The sequence below is a fragment of the Nocardia sp. NPDC055053 genome, assembly GCF_053608285.1.
Window position 1 is genome coordinate 66,277 of the sequence record NZ_JBSGVD010000029.1, and the last position, 21,041, is coordinate 87,317.

The window sequence follows — 21,041 nt, forward strand, 5'->3', positions numbered from 1 at the left end:
CCGCGGTCGTTTGCCAAGGACACGACCGGGCTCGCGCGGTCCCGGCGGCCCCATGACCCGGCCGGTAGGCTCGCGATCATGAACGCACACGAGGTGCCCGAAGCCCCGGATATCCAGGTCGAGGTCGTCAGAGTGTTCACCGACCCCGCCGGACAGCTCGGCAACGCGCTCGGCATCGCCCGCGCGAATGATGTCGTCGCGCTCGACAAGCAGGAGCTGGCCGCGCGCCTCGGCTTCAGCGAGACCACCGTCGTCGAGGATCCCGTCGACGGTGTGGCCAGGATCCGCATCTTCACGCCGACCATGGAACTGCCGTTCGCCGGGCATCCCAGCGTGGGCACCGCGTGGTGGCTGGCCGCGCAGCGCACACCGGTGCACACCTTGCAGGAGCACGCGGGCCCGGTCGCGGTCGACCAGACCGACGGCATCACCTGGATCACCGCTCGCGCCGAGTGGACGCCGGAATTCACCTTCCATCAACTGGATTCGGTCGAGGAACTGGCGCTGCTGCGGCCCGACGACTTCACCGAGGGCCAGCATTTCTTCTGGGTGTGGACCGACGAAACGCGGGGGGCGCTGCGGTCACGGATGTTCGCGCCGGCGATGGGCATCGCCGAGGACGAGGCGACCGGCGCGGCGGCGGTCGCGCTCACCGGGCAGCTGCGGCGTGGGCTGGTGGTGACCCAGGGTCACGGTTCGCAGCTCTACACCGAATGGGACTCCGACGGCTGGGTGCGGCTGGGCGGCCGGGTCGCCGAGGACCACGTGGTGGTGCTCTGACCTCACTGTCCGAGCTGGCCGCCGAAGCGGCGCAGCCACGGCGGCCGGGTGGTCCAGTGTCCGCGCCGCGGCGCCTCGGCGGTGCTCAGGTCGGCGAGGATGCGGGTCTCCAGATGCCGTGGCGGGGTGCGCCGGTCGTCGACGGCCAGGCGGGCGAGCATGTCGTGCACGCCGCGGACCCGGGCGGCGAACTGCGCGAGCCGGTGCGGGGCGATCGCGGCGAGTTTGTTCTCGATGTGGTGATACTCGAGTTCGGCGACCGCGTCCAGCGCGTAGGCGTCGGCCAGGGCCAGGATCGAGCCCGGCGGACACCAGGTCTGGGTGCCGCCGACGCGGACGATCCGCTGCTCGGCGAGCCGTTCGACACCTTCGGCGAGCAGCCGGGTGACGACCGGCACGCGCAGGCCGAGTTCCCGGCTGATCGCCCGGTAGGTGCGCCCGCCGTAGTAGGCGAGCACGAACACTTCGCAGTGGCTGTCGAGCGGATCGGCGAAGCCGAGACGAGCCGAGGCCGCGAGCCAGGGGATGTCGTCGCCGTCGTGGCGGTCCAGCCGTAGCCGCTGTACCGCGAGCCGATGGATCTGGGCGAGCAGCCACGTCTGGTCGGCGCTGAACACCGCGTCGTCGCGGCCCGCGCACGTGGGTACCGTCAGCGGTTCGGCGGAGGGCTCGGTGCCCGGTCCGGTGCGGTCACCGTCGTACGCGGCACCGCGGCCGAATGTGGTGTCGGTTCCCAGCTGGGCGGCGAATGCCGAACGGCCCCACGGTGTCCCTAGGTCGGGGACGGGCGGGGCATCGACGACGGGCGCGGTGGCCGCGAGGGTGGCGGCGCCGGTGTCGACCGTCCACGGCGCGGCACGCAGGCGCCGATATCCCTCGCGGACAACGTCTTCGGCCGAGCCACGGCGATGCAGGACGCGCAGCGCGAGGCCGAAGGCGGCGGCGCCGGTGGCCCGGTACAGCTCACGCAGCGCGTCGCGATCGCCGGCGCCGGACGGGAACTCGGGATCGGGCAGCGCGACGCCACCCGGCGCCGGGTCCGGACCGCGCTGCCGATTCATCGTCGAATTCCTGTCCACACAACGGCAATTCGCAGCCCGAGCGGTTGTGGATCGGTATTCACCGGCCGATCGCGGCGATCAACATGAACGCGGTACCGATATCCATCGCCACGTGGGGCACCAGCGCCGAGGTCAGCGGGTGGGCGCCCGCGGGGTGGACGAACCGGTGCCAGCGGGGGCCGTGACCAACGGTGCCGACCGCGAGCAGGGCATCCACCGTGAACAGGGTGGCCAGGGCAAACGCGGGCCAGGGCGCCGGACCGGTCGCGTGGTCGCCGCCGTGGCCGGCCATCGCGTACAGCATGGCCGCCGCGGCCACGGTGTGGTACCCGATCGCCAGGACACCGTCGGAGGCCGCCGTGGCGCCGGTGCGCCACCCCACGACGCGCTCGGCGAGCAGGATCGCGAAGGCCACGGTGAGCGCGGTGAGCACCCCGCGCATGGCGTGCGGGTCGGTCGCGGCGGGAAACACCAGCATGGCCAGCATCACCAGGCACATGAGCAGGTGCGCGCTGTCGGCCGCGGCGTCGACGCGGTGGGTGGGTGGTGGCCGCCTGGTCAATCGGGCCGAGACGATCAGGGTCGCGAGGACGAACGCGGCGACCACCGGCCAGCGTACGAGTGCGTTGTCCTGAACGAATTCGGCCACACCCCACCACCTTCGAGTCGCCACCCGCGCCTCACCATGCTCGCATCGACGCGGCGCCCGCGGGCGCGTTTGCACCCGGGCAATGTCGTCGTCATAGCGATGACGGATCATGGACCGATGTCCGATGCACAGTCCGTCACCTCGACGCAGGCGGTGCGCGTGACGGTCGACGACCTCACCGGCGCCCCGATCCGCGACCTGCTGACCGGCCACCACACCGAGATGGCCGCCAACTCCCCCGCCTGCAGCATGCACGCCCTCGACCTGACCGCCCTGCGCGATCCAGCGGTCACGGTGTGGAGCGCCTGGGCAGGCGACGAACTGGCAGGCTGCGGTGCGCTGAAGGAACTCGACCAACGCCACGGCGAGATCAAGTCCATGCGCACCGCCGACGGCTGCACCGGCCGCGGGGTCGCCGCGGCCGTGCTGACCCACCTCGTCGACGAGGCCCGCCGACGCGGATACACCCGGCTGAGCCTGGAGACCGGGTCACAGGAGTACTTCGCGCCGGCTCGCCGCCTCTACCTGCGCCACGGTTTCACCGAGTGCGAGCCCTTCGCCGGCTACGTCCTCGACCCGTACAGCCAGTTCTTCACGCTCTCCCTCGCGGCGGAGGTCAGCCCAGCGCGCGGGTGAAGCCCTCGACCAGGTCGGCGACCTGGGCGTCGGTCATCACGAACGACGGTGAGATCTGCATCGCGCCCTGTCCGGCGGCGCGGCCCGAGATGCCGTGTTCGCGCAGGGTTTTCACCAGCGCGGGCCCCTCGGACGGGTCGGCCAGCTGGACCGCGGCCACGGCGCCGAGTCCGCTGCGGACCTCGGCGACGCGCGGATGCCCGGCCAGCGGCGCGAGCAGGGTGTGCAGGGTGCTCTCCAGCCGGGCCGCTTCCTCGAGCAGTCCTTCGCGTTCGATGATGGCGATGTTGGCCAGGGCCGCGGCGGCCGCGCCCGCGTGCCCGCCGTAGGTGTAGCCGTGGCGCCACCACACGCCACCGGCGAAGAACGGTTCGGCCAGGTGCGGGGCGATGAAGACCGCGCCCATCGGCAGGTAGCCCGAGGTCAGGCCCTTGGCGGTGGTGACGAGGTCGGGTTCGAGGTCGAACCGGGTCGAGGCGAACCAGGTGCCGCCGATGCGGCCGAAGCCGGTCACCACCTCGTCGGCGACGAACAGGATGTCGTGGTCGCGGCAGATCTGGCGGACCTCGGCCAGGTAGCCCTGCGGTGGCAGGTACACCCCGCCCGCACCGATGATCGGCTCGCAGAAGAACGCCGCGATCTGCTCGGCGCCGACCTCCTCGATCAGGGCGAGCAGCGATTTCGCGTCGTTCCACTCGACGGTGCGGCTGTCGGCGACGAGTTCGCCGTAACCCTCGGTGTTGCCCGCGAGCCCACCGATCGAGGTGCCCGCGTAGTGCATGCCGTGGTAGGCCAGGCGACGGCCGACCAGGATCTTCTTGTCGGTGCGGCCCAGTTCGTGCCAGTACCGGCGCGCCAGTTTGGCCGCGGTCTCGATCGAGTCCGAGCCGCCGGAGGTGAAGAAGATCTTGCTGCCGGGAACCGGCGCGATGGCCGACAGCTTCTCGGCGAGTTCCTGCGTCGGCGGTTCGGTGAGGTCACCGAAGTTCGAGTAGTGGGCGATGGTGCGCAACTGCTCGGCGACGGCGTCGGCGATCTCCGCGCGACCGTGCCCGACGTTGGCGAACCAGAGTCCGGCCGTGGCGTCGAGATACCGTGTGCCCGCGGTGTCGTAGACGTAGGCACCGTCGCCGCGGGCGACGACGAACGCACCGTCACGAGTGACGGCACCCATATCCGCGAATCCATGCCAGAGCGCATTCATGGCTACACCTTTACCCGAACCGGCTAAATCTCGCTCGTTCCAGCGCCGGGAAGTCTCATTCCGCGGGCGCGCGGTCCCGCCATCGGCCGAGCAGATCCCCCAGCGACGCCATGGCTATGGCCAGGATCGCGAACCCGACGGTGAGGTGAGCACCACCAGCCCGATGCGCCGCGTCGTGGACGCGCGGACGCGACCGAACCGCGTCACGGTGTGTCGTTGGTCTCCGCCGTCCCGCGCACGGGGAGCGCGAGCGGAAAACCGGTGGCGGGCTTCGCTACGCTGGTAAGCGCAATGACCAGGACAGCTAGCACCGGAACCCGCGCGCTGCGCACCCGCCTGGCGGAGGTCTCGCTGCGCGACGAACACCGGCTCCGGCGCAAGCTCGACCGGGCGCGCCCCGACGATCTGCCCGCGCTGGACGCCGAGATCGCCGCCGCCGCGACCCGCGTGGCCAATCGCCGCGCGGCGGTTCCGTCGATCCGGTATCCGGAACAACTGCCCGTCTCCGCGCGCCGCGACGACATCGCCGCCGCGATCGCCGAGCACCAGGTGGTGATCGTGGCCGGCGAGACCGGCTCCGGCAAGACCACCCAGATCCCGAAGATCTGCCTCGAACTCGGGCGCGGCATCCGCGGCACCATCGGGCACACCCAGCCGCGCCGGCTGGCCGCGCGCACCGTCGCCGAACGCATCGCCGAGGAGCTGGGCACCGAACTGGGTGACGTGGTCGGCTACACCGTCCGCTTCACCGATCAGGCCTCGGACCGCACCCTGGTCAAGCTGATGACCGACGGCATCCTGCTCGCCGAGATCCAGCGCGACCGGATGCTGCGCCGCTACGACACGATCATCATCGACGAGGCGCACGAACGCAGCCTCAATATCGACTTCCTGCTCGGTTACCTGAAGCAGCTGCTGCCCCAGCGCCCCGATCTCAAGGTGATCATCACCTCGGCGACCATCGATCCCGAACTGTTCGCCCGCCATTTCGCCGACGCGCAGGGCACGCCCGCGCCGATCGTCGAGGTGTCGGGCCGGTCGTATCCGGTGGAGTTGCGGTATCGCCCGCTGTCGCTGGAGCTGCCCGGTTCCGGCGACGAGGACGAGGAGGACACCCGCGTCGTCGACCGTGATCCCACCGACGCCATCGCCGACGCGGTCACCGAGCTGTTCGCCGAGGGCGACGGTGACGTGCTGGTGTTCCTGTCCGGCGAACGCGAGATCCGCGACACCGCCGACGCGCTGCGCGACCTGAAACTGCCCCGCACCGAGATCGTGCCGCTGTACGCGCGCCTGTCCGCCGCCGGGCAGCACAAGGTCTTCGCCCCGCACACCGGCCGCCGGGTGGTGCTGGCCACCAATGTCGCCGAGACCTCGCTGACGGTGCCCGGCATCCGCTACGTGATCGACCCCGGCACAGCACGCATCTCCCGGTACTCGATGCGCACCAAGGTGCAGCGGCTGCCGATCGAACCGGTCTCGCAGGCCTCGGCGCGGCAGCGGTCGGGCCGTTGCGGTCGTGTCGCCGACGGCATCTGTATCCGGCTGTACTCCGAGGACGATTTCGAGTCGCGGCCCGCGTTCACCGAACCGGAGATCCTGCGCACCAATCTGGCCGCGGTCATCCTGCAGATGACCGCGCTCGGCCTCGGTGACATCGAGAGCTTCCCGTTCGTCGAGGCCCCCGATCGCCGCGCCATCCGCGACGGCATCGCGCTGCTGGAGGAACTCGGCGCGCTGGCCCACGGCAGCGCGAAAGCCGTTGACGGCGAAGCGCATTCGGGCGGGCATCTCACGCTCACCCCGATCGGCCGGGAGATGGCGCAGCTGCCGGTCGACCCGCGGATGGCGCGCATGCTCGTGGAAGCGCATCGCAACGGGTGCCTGGACGAGGTGCTGGTGATCGTGGCGGCGCTGTCGATCCAGGATGTGCGCGAACGGCCCGTCGACCATCAGCAGGCCGCCGACACCCAGCACGCCCGTTTCACCGTCGACGGTTCGGACTTCCTGGCCTATCTGCGGCTGTGGGACTACCTGACCGAGCAGCGCAAGTCGCTGTCGTCCAACCAGTTCCGCCGGATGTGCCGTGACGAATTCCTGCACTACCTGCGGATCAGGGAGTGGCAGGACCTGCACGGTCAGCTGCGCACCATCACCCGCGGGCTCGGCTGGAACGACGGGGGCCCGCAGCGAGCGAACTCCGACAGCCCGGCAGCGGCGGCCGACGGCAGGGCGGCCACGGACGGCGGGGCGGCCGCGGACGGCACCGGCCCGAAGCGGAATCGCAGGGGCCGAGGGCGCACTCCCGACCGCGGGTTACCGCGATCGGCCGCCGCCACCGACGCCTCGCACGCCGCGGCCGGGCGCGACGATCGAGCGCCGGAGTCGGGGCGGCAGCACGCCGACCGCTCCCGGCGTGGGCACGGTGACCTCGCGGCACAGCGGGCACCGCAGCCGGAGCCGCGTTCGGGCCGGGGCGCTGCCGCGACGAAAGCCGGTCGGGGCGCGGCGGATTCGGCCGCGGCAGACGCCGAGGCGGCGATGCCGTGGCCCAGCGCGCAGATCCACCAGTCGCTGCTGGCCGGCATGCTGTCGCATATCGGTGTGCGCGAGGCGGAGTCGCGGGAATTCCTCGGCGCGCGCAATGCCAAGTTCATGATCTTCCCCGGGTCCTCGCTGGCGAAGAAACCGCCGCGCTGGGTGATGGCGGCCGAGCTGGTCGAGACGTCCCGGCTGTGGGGCCGGATCGCGGCGAAGGTGGAACCCGAGTGGGCCGAGCGGCTCGCGGGCGATCTGGTGAAACGCACCTATTCCGAGCCACATTGGTCCTCCAAGCGGGGCGCGGCGCGTGCCTACGAGCGGGCCACGCTCTACGGCGTGCCGCTGGTGACGGGCAGGCCGGTCGACTACGGCCGTATCGATCCCGAGCTGTCGCGTGAACTGTTCATCCGCCACGCCCTTGTCCAGGGCGAGTGGCAGACCCGGCACGGCTTCTTCGCCCGCAACCGCGCCCTGATCGACGATGTCGCCGATCTCGAGCACCGCGCCCGCCGCCGCGACATCCTCGTCGACGACGAAGTGCTGTTCGAGTTCTACGACAAGCGCCTGCCCGCCGATATCGTCTCGGTGCGCCATTTCGACAGCTGGTGGCGCAAGACCGAGCGCAAAGATCCCACCCTGCTGGACTTCTCGACCGACACCGTGGTCAACGCGGGCGCCGCCGCGCTCGACCCGACCGACTTCCCCGACGCCTGGCGCCAGGGCGAACTCAGCTTCCCGCTGACCTACCAGTTCGAGCCCGGCCAGGACGACGACGGCGTGACCGTGCGGATCCCGGTCGAACAACTCGCGCACGTGCGGGCGGTCGGCTTCGACTGGCTGGTGCCGGGCATGCGCGAGGAACTGGCGGCCGCCTACATCAAGACCCTCCCGAAGGCCTTGCGCCGCACCGTCGTTCCCGCGCCCGACTTCGCCGCGGCGGCGCTGCGCGAGCTGACCCCGCGCGCCGAGCCGTTGCGCACCGGACTGTCCAGGGAACTCTCGCGACTTGGCTCGGTCACCATCTCCGCCGACGACCTGCCCCCCACCGCGCTGCCGGATCACCTGCGGATGACCTTCGCGGCCGTCGATCAGCGCGGCACGGTACTGGCCAAGAGCAAGAACCTCGCGCAGCTGAAATCGACACTGGCCGAGCAGGTTTCCGCCTCGGTCGCCCGCGCCACCGCGGGCGCCGAACGCGCACCCGCAACCGTCTGGACCTCCGAGTCCCTCGGCGCGGTTGCCCCGACGGTGCGGCGCGAGGTGGCCGGTCAGACGGTGACCGGATACCCGGCGCTGGTGCCAGAGGGCGAGGGTGTGGCCGTGCGCGTGCTCAGCTCTCCCGCCGAGCAGGCCGCCGCCATGCGCGCCGGGGTGCGCACCCTGCTGCTGGCCGCGATCCCGACCTCCACCCGCGCGGTCACCGCCGGGTTGCCCGCCGCCGACCGGCTGGCCCTGAGCCAGAATCCCGACGGCTCCCTGGACAAGCTGGTCGAGGACTGCCGGATCGCGGCCGCCGACGAACTCATCGCGGCCGCCGGTGGCCCCGTGCGCACCCCCGAGGCGTTCGACAAGCTGGTCGCCGCCGTCCGCCCCCAGCTGGCGACCGCGGTCACCGGCTTGATCCGCGCGGTGGCGCCCGTGCTGTCGGCCGCGCATCAGGCGCGTGCCGCCCTGGCCGACACCGCCGAGACCGATATCGCCGACGACGTCCGCCAGCAGCTCGACGACCTGCTGTTCCCCGGTTTCGTCGCCGAATGGGGCCGTGCCCGGCTGCGCGAACTCCCCCGCTATCTGCTCGCCGCGGCGCAACGCCTCGAATCGCTGCCCGGCTCGGCGGTGCGTGATCGCCAGGGCATGGCCGAGGTCGACCGGATGCTGGCCGCCTACGACAAGCTGGTGCGCGGCCTGCCCGAGGGCCGCAGGAACGCGCGCGACGTCACCGAGATCTGGTGGATGATCGAGGAACTGCGGGTGAGCCTGTTCGCGCAGAAGATCGGCACGCCATACCCGGTGTCGGCCAAGCGGATCGAGAAGGCGATCGGCGCGATCCGGCGCTGATCGTCAGTCGGTCGCGGCGACCGCGGCGGCGCGCGCCTTGCGCATCTCGGTGATCTCGCGTTCGAAATCGGCTGCGCTGGTGAAGGATCGGTACACCGAAGCGAAGCGCAGATAGGCCACCTCGTCCAGATCGCGCAGCGGGCCGAGGATGGCAAGACCGACCTCGTGGCTGGGCACTTCGGGAGATCCCTTGGCGCGCACCGCGTCTTCGACCTGCTGGGCGAGCAGGTTCAGCGCGTCGTCGTCGACCTCACGGCCCTGGCAGGCGCGCCGGACACCGACGATCACCTTCTCGCGGCTGAACGGCTCGGTGACGCCGCTGCGCTTGACCACCGACAGGATCGCGGTCTCGACGGTGGTGAACCGGCGACCGCAAGTCGGACACGACCGCCGACGGCGGATCGCCGTGCCCTCCTCGACTTCACGCGAGTCGACGACTCGCGAGTCAGGGTGTCGGCAATACGGGCAATGCATCCGAGGGTTCCTTCGTCGATGCGACGTCTACTCCATGGCACTTGACAGAATACCTGTCACTGGTGCACCACCTGCCACTGCGTCGTCAGGTCCGCGATCAGCTCCGGTAGCCGGCCCAGCATGCGGCCGCGGGTGAGCTTGGCGGGGAAGGGCTCGGAGTACACCGTCACCGCGTTCGCCATGTCGGTGGCCAGGTCGAGATGGCAGGGAACCAGGTCGGCGGTGATGTAGGCCCAGCGCGCGTCGCGGTCGGCCCAGTTGAAGTCGGGCAGCGGCATCCGCAGGCCGAGCCCACCGGCCCGTACCGTCACGGGGGCGTACACCCCGGGCGCGCGGACACCGGGAACCGCCGGTTTGCCCGCGACCGTGGTGACGTAGGTGAGGACCCGGCCCATGCCGTCGCGACCGGCCGCGGTCACGTCCCATTGATCGGCGACGATGTGGTTCTGCTCCCGGTCGGTCATCCGGACCAGCGCGTCCGCGCGGCCCGCCGCGGTGCCGCCGTCGATGCCCGCCCAGGCGGTGCGGACGTCGTCGTCGATCACGCCCGCCGCGAACATCTCGTCGATGGCCGCCATCCCCTCGGCGAGGTAGGCCTCGTGCATCGGGACCAGGTCGGTGAAGATGTGTTTCTGCATGATCATCAGCCGGTGCTGATACCAGGCCAGGTCGGCGGCGGTCAGTCGCGGCCCGTCGGCGGCCAGGCCCGCGATGTCGGCCGGTATCGCCGCGACGAGTTCGGGTGGGGTGGCCCGCACCAGGTCGGCGACGGCGGTGCCGAGTTCGTGGATTCCCCCGACGGAGAGCACCATGCCGATGTCGCCGACGTCGAAGAAGCCGGAAGCGAACGAGCCGCCCGCGATGCCGGCCAGGCCTGCCCAGTAGAAGTCGGGGCGGGCGGCGGCAATGCGGAAATAGTTCACGTACACCTGGGCGAAGGTCGCCGAGTTGGCGGCGGTGCCGCGAGCGGGATCCCAGGTGGCGAGGTCGATGGCCGCGTTGCCGGTGGAGACGACGAGCCAATACTGGTGCAGCAGCGTGCCATAGCGCGCCGGCGCGATGCCGTCGGCCCTCGCCTGGGTGAGTGCGGCCCGCAGCGGTGGTTCGCTCAGTGGCAGCGCCGGATGCAGGCCACCGCCGAATTCGCCCTCGGCATTGACCGCGGGGAGATCGAGGTAGTCCGCGTACGTGGGGCTCGCATGGACAGCGGGCGCAAGCACCGCGCCGAGAACGAGACTGAGCAGCAGGGCGATCGAGCAGCGGCGCACGTGACCTCGCATCCGGTTTCGGCCGAGGGGCCGTACCCGCCCCGGCTCAGGATGCACGTCACCGTAGCAACACGTTCTAGTTTTGGTGTGCTATTCGTTCAGGCCGCAATCCGGTCAGGCCCTGAATCGCACACGGAAACTGTTCCTGTACAGGCCTTTTCGCGCCATCGAACTGTCCCGGACAGTCCGCCCGACGGGGCGTCGACCCGCTCGGAAATCCCGGACGTTGCCGGATCGAACCGGTCGCCGAAACTACCCGCACGCATGTGCGCCAGACCGAGGAACGCGACGACGATCAGCGCGGACACCAGCGACGCCACGGCCAGTGCCGCGAACCCGAGCTGCGCCTGCTCGACGCGACGCACCGGATGCACGCCACGGGCGGGCCGCACACCGCCGACGCGGGCATACAGCGCGGCCGCGTTGCGTGGCCCGGTCGCCCGCGGACCACGATCGGCGCGAGCCGGACGCGCGACCCGCGGACGCGGCGAATCCGTCTGCGGCACCGTGGCGAAGGCGAGATCGAGCGCCGCGTCGGCGGGCCGCGCCGCCGCTTCCGCGAGCACCCCACGCGCGGCGGCCAGACCGCCCGTTCCATAGGCGGCGAACACTTCCGCGGCGGGCCCGCGCGACACCTCGGGACGGACCGTCGCGGGCTGGGCAACGCGGCGCGCCACCGGACTGCCGCCCGCGCCACGCACGAGGGAGAACGGCCGACGCGCACGGGCGTTGCGGCGACGCCGGAGGATCGGCTCGGGGTAGGCGGCGGGGTCGTAGGACTGCAGGGCGCTGGTCGCTGTACTCATCGGAAGAACCTCCGGGGTGGTGTACTCCGCTGCTGAAGGAATAGCTGGTGAAGCCGCTGTGTCACACATTGTTCGAACATGTGTGCTACGAACTGATGTTCGATTTCTACCATGCCGCGACGGCGATGTCAGCACGAAACGCCCGACATGCTCGAACAGATGTTTGATACTTCGGCGTGGCACGACTAGCCTCGGAAAGGCGAAATCGACCAGCGAAAGGGCGGGATACGGTGACCCACACAGACGACACGGGTGACGAAAGCGCTACCGGCACCGTCACATCGGGATCCGGTGCGGATCTCACCGTGCGTCAGCGCACGGTCCTCGACGTCATCCGCACCTCGGTGACCGAACGTGGCTATCCGCCCAGCATCCGCGAGATCGGCGACGCGGTCGGGCTCACCTCCACCTCCTCGGTGGCCCATCAACTCCGGGCGCTCGAGCGCAAGGGGTACCTGCGCCGCGACCCGAATCGCCCGCGCGCGGTGAACGTCCGCGGTCTCGACGAGGCGGTCCGCTCGGTGACCACGCTGCCCGCCGAACCGGCCGACGACGCCGACACGAACCGGCCGACACCGACCTTCGTCCCGGTCCTCGGCCGGATCGCCGCCGGTGGGCCGATCCTGGCCGAGCAGGCCGTGGAAGACGTGTTCCCGCTGCCCCGCGAGCTCGTCGGCGACGGTTCGCTGTTCCTGCTGAAGGTCGTCGGCCAGTCGATGGTCGACGCGGCCATCTGCGACGGCGACTGGGTCGTGGTCCGGCAGCAGAATGTCGCCGAGGGCGGCGATATCGTGGCCGCCATGATCGACGGCGAAGCGACCGTGAAGACGTTCAAGCGCACCGGCAAGGACGTGTGGCTGATGCCACACAACCCGCACTTCGAACCGATCCCGGGCAACGACGCGCAAATCCTCGGCAAGGTCGTCACCGTAATCCGCAAGATCTGAGCATCGCGCTCAGCGGCGCACGGACGTGTCCATCTCCCAGATCAGCAGCTCGGCGGCGGTCAGCGCGGTGACGCGGTGGCCGCCCGCGGCGGTCAGGCGCACGGCGTCGCCCTGGTCCAGGGTGCCGTTGTCCTCGAAGTCGACGCGGCCGCGCGCGACGAACACGTGGCCGTAGGGCGCGTCGGGAACGGTGATCGCCTGCCCGGGATCCAGCCGCGCCACGTGGAAGGCGGCATGGCGGTTGCCGATGCCGATCGCGGCCTCGCCGCGGTACTTCCGCATACCGGCGGCGACCGGGACCAGGGTGTTGCGGCGCAGGTCACCCTCGATGTCGAGTTCCTGATAGCTCGGTGCGACGCCGGGGGTATCCGGCGGAATCCACATCTGCACGACGTGCAGGCGTTCGCGTTCCCGGTAGCCCGCGCCGTTGCGTTCGGAATGCCGGATACCGGAGCCCGCGCTCATCCGCTGCGCCAGCCCCGGATGGATCATGCCCGAATGGCCCGCCGAATCCTGGTGGACGACCGTGCCTTCCAGGACCCAGGTGAGGATCTCGGTGTCGCGGTGCTGATGGGTGTCGAAGCCCTCGCCGGGGCCGACGGTGTCCTCGTTGTGCACCAGGAGCAGACCGTGCGCATGGTCCTCCAGCGCGAAATTGCCGGTCGCCGGGAACGACTGCCGCGAGTCGAGCCACTCGTTCCACCAGTGCGCGCGGTCCGCGCCGGGCACCACCTGAACCTGGGACGTCACCGTCGTCACCACCTTCCGCTATCCGGACTTGGGTCCGTATAGCGGGTAACGCGGTCGGCGCCGCGGGCATTCCGCGGCGCCGGACCGGCTCAGAACGGCAGGGCGCCGCGCAGACGGCCGACCAGGGTGCGGCCGGAATCGCGGTCACGCTCGTTGAACAGGAACTCCAGTTCCTCCTCGAGCCCCTTGCGGACCACATCGCGCAGGTCGGCGGCCGCGGCGTCGAGATCCTCGGCCTCGAGCCACGGTGCCGGATCGATCGGCGCACCCGCGGAGTAGTAGAACCGCTCCGGTCGCGGCAGCGGCGTCGGTCCGATGCCCTTGACCATCGGCGGGTTCAGCTCGGGGTTGATGCCGAGCAGGCTGCACGTCCAGCGCAGCGGGCGCATCACCGGATGCTGACCATCGAAGACGATGTCGAACGCGTCGTCGACGCCGATCATCGCCAGCGGCACGATCGGCACCCCCGCCTGGATCGCCATCCGCGCGAAACCGGTCCTGCCCTCCCACTTGAGCACGTACTTCTCGCCCTTGCGGCGGATCGCCTCCCGGCCGCCACCGGGGAACACGACCACCGCTTCCCCCTGCTCGAGCAGCGCAAGGCAGTTGCCGCGCGTCCCGCGCACCGCGCCGAAGCGGTGCAGGATATGGCGCACACCCGGCACCATCAGCACGTGCTCGGCGAGCCCACGCACCAGCCGCCCGCGTGCCCGCAGGATCGCCGGCATCAGCAGCGGCGCATCGATCCCGCCGAGCAGGTTGTGGTTGGCCACGATCAACACCGGGCCCTCGGCCGGGATGTTGTCCAGGCCGTAGAACCGCGGGCTCGCCCACGCGGTCACCGGCGCGAACACCGCCTCGAACGCGCGGATCTCCCACTCGCTCGGCGTCGGGTTCAACGGCGCGTTGTCGGAGAGGATCCGGTCGCCCTGCTCGACCGATCCCGCCCCGTTCTCGTTCACAATCTCTGGACCCCGCTGGTCATTCGACATAACACCCTCCTGCTGTCGACAATCGACCATAGCGCCCGAAAATGGCTGTGTCGCATCGATGTTGGCCGCTACCCCGCGGCAAATCCGGCTGGTCGGATCAGCTCGGCACGACTTCGGCCGGGCCCGAATGGGCGTATTCCGACAGGGCGGCGGCCAGTGCCTGGGGCACGCGCGCCCTGAGCCTGGTGCCGCCTTCCTCGTGCTCGGCGGAGATGATCCGGCCGTCGGCGTGGATGCGCGCGAGCAGATCGCCGCGGCTGTAGGGCAGCAGCACGCTGATGTCGACATCGAGCCCGCCCAGCACCTCGGAGAGCCGCTCGCGCAACTCCGCCACCCCGGCGCCGGTCTGCGCGGAGACGAAGGCCGCGTCGGGCAGCAGCCCGCGCAACCGGGTGAGCTCGTTCGGGTCGGCCGCGTCGATCTTGTTGACCACCAGCAGTTCCGGCGGTGCGGCGGTGCCCTGCTCCTTGATCACGTCGGTGATCACCTCGCGGACCGCCCTGATCTGTTCGAGCGGCAGCGGATCGGAGCCGTCGACGACGTGCAGCAGCAGGTCGGCGCCGGTGACCTCTTCCAGGGTCGAGCGGAACGCCTCGACCAGCTGGGTCGGCAGGTGCCGGACGAAACCGACGGTGTCGGTGAACACCATCTCGCGGCCGTCGTCGAGCGCGGCCCTGCGGGTGGTCGGATCCAGGGTGGCGAACAGCGCGTCCTGTACCAGCAGGCCCGCGCCGGTGAGCGCGTTCATCAGGCTGGACTTGCCCGCGTTGGTGTAGCCGACGATGGCGATCGCGGGGACGCCGCTGCCCGCGCGCCGGGCGCGCATGGTGTCGCGGGCGGTCTTCATCTCCCGGATCTCGCGGCGCAGCTTGGCCATCCGCTCGCGGATGCGGCGGCGGTCGGTCTCGATCTTGGTCTCACCGGGACCACGCAGACCGACACCACCACCGTTGCCGCCCGCGCGGCCACCGGCCTGCCGGGACATCGACTCACCCCAGCCACGCAGCCGCGGCAGCATGTATTCCATCTGCGCGAGCGCGACCTGGGCCTTGCCCTCGCGGGAGGTGGCGTGCTGGGCGAAGATGTCGAGGATCAGCGCGGTGCGGTCGATGACCTTGACCTTGACGACCTTCTCCAGCGCGGTCAGCTGCGCCGGGGTGAGTTCACCGTCGCAGATCACGGTGTCGGCACCGGTGTCGAGGACAACGGTGCGCAGTTCCTCGGCCTTGCCGGAGCCGATGTAGGTGGCCGGGTCTGGCTTGTCGCGGCGCTGGATCAGGCCTTCGAGAACCTCGGAGCCCGCGGTCTCGGCGAGGGCGGCCAGCTCGACCATGCTCGCCTCGGCCTGGGCGGAGCTGCCGGTGGTCCACACACCGACCAGCACGACCCGTTCCAGGCGCAGCTGCCGGTATTCGACCTCGGTGATGTCGGTGAGTTCGGTGGACAGCCCGGCGACACGGCGCAGCGAGGAGCGCTCGTCGAGCTGCATCTCGCCGACGGTGGGTTCGGGTGCCCAGCCGGGACGCTGCATGCGGGCCGCGTGGCGGGCGAGCGCGTCGTCGACGTCGCCGCGGTCGGCGGCCACGTCGGGATCGGCCGCGGTGGTGTGCTCGGCCGAAGTGGGCTCTGTGGGGGTTTCTGGTTTCGTCATACGCCTTCTATGCTGCCACGTCACGGTGACAGTGCGCATCCGGTTATCCGGCTACTGCGCGTCCCACCACTCCCGTGACAACGTGCCGGCGGCCAGCAGCACCGAGGGACCGCGCAACCAGGACCGGCCCTGGTCGATGGTGACGCGCACCTGACCCCCGGGCACCCGCACCGTCACCTCGCCGGATCCACCGCCGACCGGGACTCCGGCGGCGGTCAGCGCCGCGGCCGCCGCGGCGACGGTTCCCGTTCCACAGGACCGTGTTTCGCCGACGCCGCGTTCGTAGACCCGCATGTCGACGGCGTTGTCGGGACCCAGCGCGGTGAGGATCTCGACATTGACCCCGTGCGGGAACAGGTCGGGATCGAAACCGGGCGAGACGGCCAGATCGAGCTTGGCCAGCGCGTCGGCCGTGAGTCCCTCGTCGACGCAGGCCAGATGCGGATTGCCGACATCGATGCCGATCCCCGGCAGCGCCCAGCCGCCCAGGGTCGCGGTGGACGGGCCGAGTTCACGCACGACACCCATGTCGACGGTGACCTCGCCGTCGACCGGTCCGGCCGCGTGCACCACGACGGGCCGGGCGCCCGCGCGGCTGCCGACGACGTACTCGGTGCGCGATTCCATCCCGGACGCGTTCAGGTAGTGCGCGAACACCCGCACGCCGTTGCCGCACATCTCGGCGATCGAGCCGTCGGCATTGCGGTAGTCCATGAACCAGTCGTCGCCGCCGACGCCGTCGGGCAGCGCGTCGAGCACTCCCGCGTCGACGAGGGCGCCCGCCGTGGCGACGCGCAGCACGCCGTCGGCGCCGAGGCCACGCTGCCGGTCACAGAGCGCGGCGACGCGGTCGGCGGTCAGGTCGAGCCGGGCCTGCGGGTCGGGCAGCACGACGAAATCGTTCTGGGTGCCGTTGCCCTTGCTGAATTCGATGTCGGACACGGTCGTCATTGTCCTCTTCGCCGCCGGGTGCCGCGCTACCGGGCGAAGGTGCGCCGCTGGCGGGCGATCTCGTAGAGGCTGATCGCACCCGCCGACGGCGCGCCGAGCGAGCTGGCGGTGCCGCCCATCGGGATGGTCACCAGGTCGTCGCAGGCCTCGGCCCAGGCCGAGCTCATCCCGGCGGTCTCGTTGCCGACGACCAGGATCGTGGCCTCGGTGAAGTCGTAGTCGTAGATGGTGCTCGGCGCGTCCTCGTCGGTGCCGACGATGCGGGTGGGAATGCCGCGCGCCACCTGACGGTCCCGGAATTCGAGGACCTGCGCGGGTCCGGCGGCGCGCAGGACCGGGACGGCGAACAGCGAACCGGTGGAGGCGCGCACGGCCTGCGGATCGAACTGGTCGGCACCGTGGCCGGTGACGATCACCCCGGACGCGCCGAAGGCGTCGGCGGACCGGATCAGCGTGCCGAGGTTGCCCGGCGAGTTCGGGCGGTCGAACACGACGACGACCGGCGCGTCCTCCCCCGGTTCGCCGGGCGCGTAGTCGGCCAGGTCCGGCTGCTGCGAGACCGCGACCGCGACGATCTCCGGTGCGGTCGCCGCCTTCTCCCCCAGCTCGGCCATGAGTTCGGGAACCAGCCCGACCTGCGGCACGTCGGCGGTGTCGAGCACCTCGCGCGCCCAGCTCGACAGCTCGGGGGTGCCGAGCCGGTAGAGCAGTGTTTCCAGCGGCCAGTCGTTGGCCAGCGCCTGGGTGATCGGGCGCACGCCCTGCACGAGGAACCGGCCGTCACGATGACGTTTTGTCCGGTTGTTGAGGTAGGCCTGCCACACCTGCACCGAGGCGTTGCGGGTACTCACTCGACGCGTCACTGCGCTGTCCGTCCTGTCGGGTCTGTGTGGTGAGGGGAGAGCAGTGCCAGCGCGGTCGCGGCGAGCTCGGGGTCGGCGCCGTCGACCCAGGTCACCCTGGGATCGCGGCGGAACCACGACCGCTGCCTGCGCACATACCGGCGGGTGCCGATCAGGGTGCGCTCGCGGGCGTGGGCGAGGTCGTATTCGCCGTCGAGATGGGCCAGCACCTGGGCGTAGCCGATCGCGCGGCGGGCGGTCTGGCCGTCACGCAGCCCGAGTTCGATCAGGCCGCGCACCTCCTCGACCAGGCCGCTGTCGAACATGAGAGCGGTGCGTGCCTCGATCCGGGCGTCCAGGGCCGCGGTCTCCCGGTCGACGCCGAGGATCGCGGTGTCCCAGCGCGGCGGGCCGATCGTCGGCGCCGAGGCGGCGAAGGGCTGCCCGGTCAGCTCGACCACCTCGAGCGCGCGCACCATCCGCCTGCCGTCGGTGGGCAGGATGGTCGACGCCGCGACCGGGTCGGCTTCCTTCAGTGCCGCGTGCACCGCGTGCACCCCGCCCTCGGCGAGCAGCGCCTCCCAGCGCGCGCGGATCTCGGGGTCGGTGGCCGGGAAGTCCCACTGGTCGAGCAGCGCCTGCACGTACATCATCGAGCCGCCCACGATCACCGGGACGAGGCCGCGGGCCATGATGTCCTCGACGATCGCGCTCGCGGCGCTCTGGTAGGCGGCGACCGTCGCGGTCTCGGTGACGTCGAGGACGTCGAGCAGGTGGTGCGGGATACCGCGGCGCTGGTCGGGCGGCAGTTTCGCGGTGCCGACATCCATCCCGCGATAGAGCTGCATCGCATCGATATTGACGATCTCGCCGCCGAGCCGTTCGGCGAGGTCGAGCGCGAGATCGGATTTCCCGGTGGCGGTGGGTCCGACGACCGCGATCGGGCGCCCGGGCCTGCTCGTCACTCGCCGATACCTTCCTGTCCACATGGTTGCCACACGCTCACGTCGTAGCCGACACCATAGGGTGCGCCCTGATAGAGGGTACGCACCCGCGGATCGGCCGGATCGGCGGCGAACAGACCGCCGAGTACCTGGTAGGCGGCGCGTCCGTCGAGCAGCAGTTCGGCGCACAGCGCGGGGTCGAGCACGGCCAGTCCGGACCGCGATCCGGCGCGTAGCGCGGTGTCGAGGGCGTACTGCACCGGCGCCGCTCGCTCGTCCAGATAGCCGGGCGCCGTGACGGTCAGCGTCGCGGCACCGTCGGCAACGACGAGCACCGCGTGTGCCGCCGCATCGGCATCCAGTTCGGCCCGCAACGCGGCGCCGGCGCGCGCGCAGTCCGACGGCGACGCGTCGGCGGCGAGCAGCCGAGCGCGCACCGAGATCCCCGGCGCCACCTGCTCGCGCAACCACCCGGCGACCAGTACGGGCAGGGGAAGCTGAGCGTCTGCTGGACCCGGATCCTCGCCGGCGGGGCCGAGACCGACGACCACGTCGGCTCCGAAACCACGGAACGTCCCTCTGGTCGTGGCGGGGAAGTTCTGGTCGTGCGCGCCGACGCCGATGACGGTCCACCGGTCGGCGGACGCGACGAGCGAGGTCGCCGCGTCGAGTGCCGCGGCGCGCAGCACCGCGATCGGGTCGTCGGGATCGCTGCCGGACACGACGGGACGCCCGCACAGTTCGGGCACCAGCATCGGCGGCGACGGGACCAGGGCCGCTATCGAGAACACGCCGTAACCGTAGCCGTACCGCGTGGGCGGCCCGGCACCCGCCGCACCACGACCCGGCTGCGGTCTGCGAGTGTCCGGCGCGGTGATGCGCGCCGAGATTGCTAGTGTTTTCAGGTGCGACTACCCACGTCGTCCGGGACGAAATCCCAGGAAATCCGGCATCCGATCGCTGGGATCGATGGTTTCCTCGGCTCGAACCGGGTTCAATGGGATGTGCTAGGGCGTAACCAGGCAGCCGTGACGCGCGGCAGGGACGGAGAGCAATGACCGACAGCAACGGAACCGCGAAGCCCACCCCCGGTCCGGGCCCGCGACCCTCCGCTACCCCCAAGCCCGGCGGAAAGACTCCGCGTCCGCCGAAGCCGCACGCCGTGAAACCGGCGCCGGGACCCGATCAACCCCATCCGCATCCCGTGGTCGTGCCGACCGTCACCGACCCGAGCAAGTGGGGCCGCGTCGACGAGGACGGCACCGCCTGGGTGAAGACCGCCGACGGCGAGCGCGTCATCGGCTCCTGGCAGGCGGGCGACGCCGCCGAGGGGCTCGAGCACTTCGGCCGCCGCTTCGACGATCTGGCGACCGAGGTCGCGCTGCTCGAGGCCAGGCTGGCCGCGGGCGCCGACGCCCGCAAGACCAAGGCCGCCGCGCTCGCGATCGCCGAGACGCTGCCCACCGCGGCCGTCATCGGCGATATCGACGGGCTGGCCACGCGTCTGCAGGCCATCACCGAGCACTCCGAGGAAGCCGCCGCGCACGCCAAGGAGGAGAAGGAGCGCGCCCGGCACGAGCACACCGAGCGCAAGGAAGCCCTCGCCGCCGAGGCCGAGCAGATCGCCGCCGAGTCCACCCAGTGGAAGCACGCGGGCGACCGGCTGCGCGAGATCCTCGACGAGTGGAAGTCCATCCGCGGTGTCGATCGCAAGGTCGACGACGCGCTGTGGAAGCGCTACTCCAAGGCCCGCGAGGCGTTCAACCGCCGCCGCGGCGCCCACTTCGCCGAGCTCGACCGGGAACGCGCCTCGGCGAAGACCCGCAAGGAAGAGCTGTGCGTGCGCGCCGAGGAGCTGTCCGGGTCCACCGACTGGACCGGCACCGCCGCGGTGTTCCGCGATCTGCTCACCGAGTGGAAGGCCGCGGGTCGCGCGCCGCGCGAGGCCGACGAGGCACTGTGGCGCCGGTTCAAGAGCGCCCAGGACGTGTTCTTCGCCGCCCGCAACGCGGCGGTGTCCGAGCGCGACGCCGAGTTCGAGCACAATGCCACCGCCAAGCAGGAACTGCTGCGCGCCTACGAGCACATCGACCCGGCCGCCGGGCTCGACGCCGCCCGCAACGCGCTGCGCGAACTACAGGACAAGTGGGACGGCATCGGCAAGGTGCCGCGTGAGCGCATGCAGGAGCTGGAAGGCAAGCTGCGCGCCATCGAGAAGCGCGTGCGCGACGCCGCCGACCAGCAGTGGCGCCGCACCGACCCGGAAGCCGTCGCCCGCGCCGCGCAGTTCCGTGAGCGGGTCGCCCAGTTCGAGGAGCAGGCCGCCAAGGCCACCGCGGCGGGCAAGAAGCGCGACGCGGAGAAGGCACTCGAACAGGCCAAGCAGTGGCGCGAGTGGGCCGAAGCCGCCGAGGGCGCCGTCAGCAACCGATAGAACACTCAGCAACCGAGAGAACACAGCGAAACCCCCGACCGCTGGTCGGGGGT

Annotated in this window: 18 protein-coding genes; 5 read left to right on the forward strand and 13 right to left on the reverse strand. The window is 71.0% G+C overall.

Annotated features, from left to right (window positions below):
- Positions 1-78 precede the first annotated feature (78 nt).
- Positions 79-780, forward strand: coding sequence for a PhzF family phenazine biosynthesis protein (locus tag ACWF82_RS25670; protein WP_452505099.1), 702 nt, complete (start codon positions 79-81; stop codon positions 778-780).
- 2 nt (positions 781-782) lie between these two features.
- Here the strand turns inward: ACWF82_RS25670 and ACWF82_RS25675 are convergent, their stop codons facing one another.
- Together ACWF82_RS25675 and ACWF82_RS25680 are read right to left on the reverse strand one after the other, a co-directional pair.
- Complete coding sequence (locus ACWF82_RS25675; protein ID WP_452505101.1) at positions 783-1,841, reverse strand: RskA family anti-sigma factor; 1,059 nt, start codon at positions 1,839-1,841, stop codon at positions 783-785.
- A gap of 58 nt (positions 1,842-1,899) precedes the next feature.
- A complete protein-coding gene (locus ACWF82_RS25680; RefSeq protein WP_452505103.1) occupies positions 1,900-2,490 on the reverse strand; it encodes a DUF5134 domain-containing protein in 591 nt (196 codons plus the stop codon).
- A gap of 117 nt (positions 2,491-2,607) precedes the next feature.
- On the opposite strand from ACWF82_RS25680, the gene ACWF82_RS25685 reads away from it, so the two are divergent.
- A complete protein-coding gene (locus ACWF82_RS25685) occupies positions 2,608-3,126 on the forward strand; it encodes a GNAT family N-acetyltransferase (protein WP_452505105.1) in 519 nt (172 codons plus the stop codon).
- On the opposite strand, the gene ACWF82_RS25690 is transcribed toward ACWF82_RS25685, so the two are convergent.
- Positions 3,107-4,330 carry an aminotransferase family protein gene (locus tag ACWF82_RS25690; protein ID WP_452505107.1) on the reverse strand — a complete coding sequence of 408 codons (1,224 nt, stop codon included), beginning with the start codon at positions 4,328-4,330 and terminating at the stop codon, positions 3,107-3,109. The genes ACWF82_RS25685 and ACWF82_RS25690 overlap by 20 nt on opposite strands.
- A 291-nt stretch (positions 4,331-4,621) precedes the next feature.
- Between ACWF82_RS25690 and hrpA the strand changes: the two genes are divergently transcribed.
- Entirely contained in the window at positions 4,622-8,929 is a 4,308-nt protein-coding gene (gene hrpA, locus ACWF82_RS25695) for an ATP-dependent RNA helicase HrpA (protein ID WP_452505109.1), read from the forward strand.
- Positions 8,930-8,932: 3 nt separating this feature from the next.
- On the opposite strand, the gene nrdR is transcribed toward hrpA, so the two are convergent.
- The 3 genes from nrdR to ACWF82_RS25710 all read right to left on the reverse strand — a co-directional run bounded on the left by nrdR (position 8,933) and on the right by ACWF82_RS25710 (position 11,477).
- On the reverse strand, positions 8,933-9,403 hold the full coding sequence (gene nrdR / locus ACWF82_RS25700) for a transcriptional regulator NrdR (RefSeq protein WP_189024082.1): 471 nt from the start codon (positions 9,401-9,403) through the stop codon (positions 8,933-8,935).
- A 56-nt stretch (positions 9,404-9,459) separates the two neighbouring features.
- Positions 9,460-10,683 (reverse strand): hypothetical protein, encoded by a 1,224-nt coding sequence (locus tag ACWF82_RS25705; protein WP_452505111.1) that lies wholly within the window; start codon positions 10,681-10,683, stop codon positions 9,460-9,462.
- A gap of 86 nt (positions 10,684-10,769) precedes the next feature.
- Positions 10,770-11,477, reverse strand: a complete 708-nt coding sequence (locus ACWF82_RS25710) for a hypothetical protein (RefSeq protein WP_452505113.1) — start codon at positions 11,475-11,477, stop codon at positions 10,770-10,772.
- Between the two features lie 305 nt (positions 11,478-11,782).
- Here ACWF82_RS25710 and lexA point away from each other — a divergent pair, with 305 nt between their 5' ends.
- Positions 11,783-12,424 (forward strand): transcriptional repressor LexA, encoded by a 642-nt coding sequence (gene lexA / locus ACWF82_RS25715; RefSeq protein ID WP_452505144.1) that lies wholly within the window; start codon positions 11,783-11,785, stop codon positions 12,422-12,424.
- A gap of 9 nt (positions 12,425-12,433) precedes the next feature.
- Here the strand turns inward: lexA and ACWF82_RS25720 are convergent, their stop codons facing one another.
- The 7 genes from ACWF82_RS25720 to ACWF82_RS25750 form a co-directional block, all read right to left on the reverse strand.
- Positions 12,434-13,174: a pirin family protein gene (locus ACWF82_RS25720; RefSeq protein WP_452505115.1), complete on the reverse strand. Its 741-nt coding sequence runs from the start codon at positions 13,172-13,174 to the stop codon at positions 12,434-12,436.
- A gap of 89 nt (positions 13,175-13,263) precedes the next feature.
- Positions 13,264-14,136, reverse strand: a complete 873-nt coding sequence (locus ACWF82_RS25725) for a lysophospholipid acyltransferase family protein (protein ID WP_452505117.1) — start codon at positions 14,134-14,136, stop codon at positions 13,264-13,266.
- 127 nt (positions 14,137-14,263) lie between these two features.
- Entirely contained in the window at positions 14,264-15,697 is a 1,434-nt protein-coding gene (hflX, locus tag ACWF82_RS25730; protein ID WP_452505146.1) for a GTPase HflX, read from the reverse strand.
- Between the two features lie 171 nt (positions 15,698-15,868).
- Positions 15,869-16,750 (reverse strand): diaminopimelate epimerase, encoded by an 882-nt coding sequence (dapF, locus tag ACWF82_RS25735; RefSeq protein ID WP_452505148.1) that lies wholly within the window; start codon positions 16,748-16,750, stop codon positions 15,869-15,871.
- Positions 16,751-16,794: 44 nt separating this feature from the next.
- On the reverse strand, positions 16,795-17,631 hold the full coding sequence (locus ACWF82_RS25740) for a TrmH family RNA methyltransferase (RefSeq protein ID WP_452505119.1): 837 nt from the start codon (positions 17,629-17,631) through the stop codon (positions 16,795-16,797).
- A complete protein-coding gene (gene miaA / locus ACWF82_RS25745; protein WP_452505121.1) occupies positions 17,628-18,575 on the reverse strand; it encodes a tRNA (adenosine(37)-N6)-dimethylallyltransferase MiaA in 948 nt (315 codons plus the stop codon). The genes ACWF82_RS25740 and miaA overlap by 4 nt, the downstream gene beginning before the upstream one ends.
- Positions 18,572-19,345, reverse strand: a complete 774-nt coding sequence (locus tag ACWF82_RS25750; RefSeq protein ID WP_452505123.1) for a hypothetical protein — start codon at positions 19,343-19,345, stop codon at positions 18,572-18,574. The genes miaA and ACWF82_RS25750 overlap by 4 nt, the downstream gene beginning before the upstream one ends.
- A gap of 263 nt (positions 19,346-19,608) precedes the next feature.
- Here ACWF82_RS25750 and ACWF82_RS25755 point away from each other — a divergent pair, with 263 nt between their 5' ends.
- Positions 19,609-20,988 (forward strand): DUF349 domain-containing protein, encoded by a 1,380-nt coding sequence (locus ACWF82_RS25755; protein ID WP_452505125.1) that lies wholly within the window; start codon positions 19,609-19,611, stop codon positions 20,986-20,988.
- Positions 20,989-21,041 lie beyond the last annotated feature (53 nt).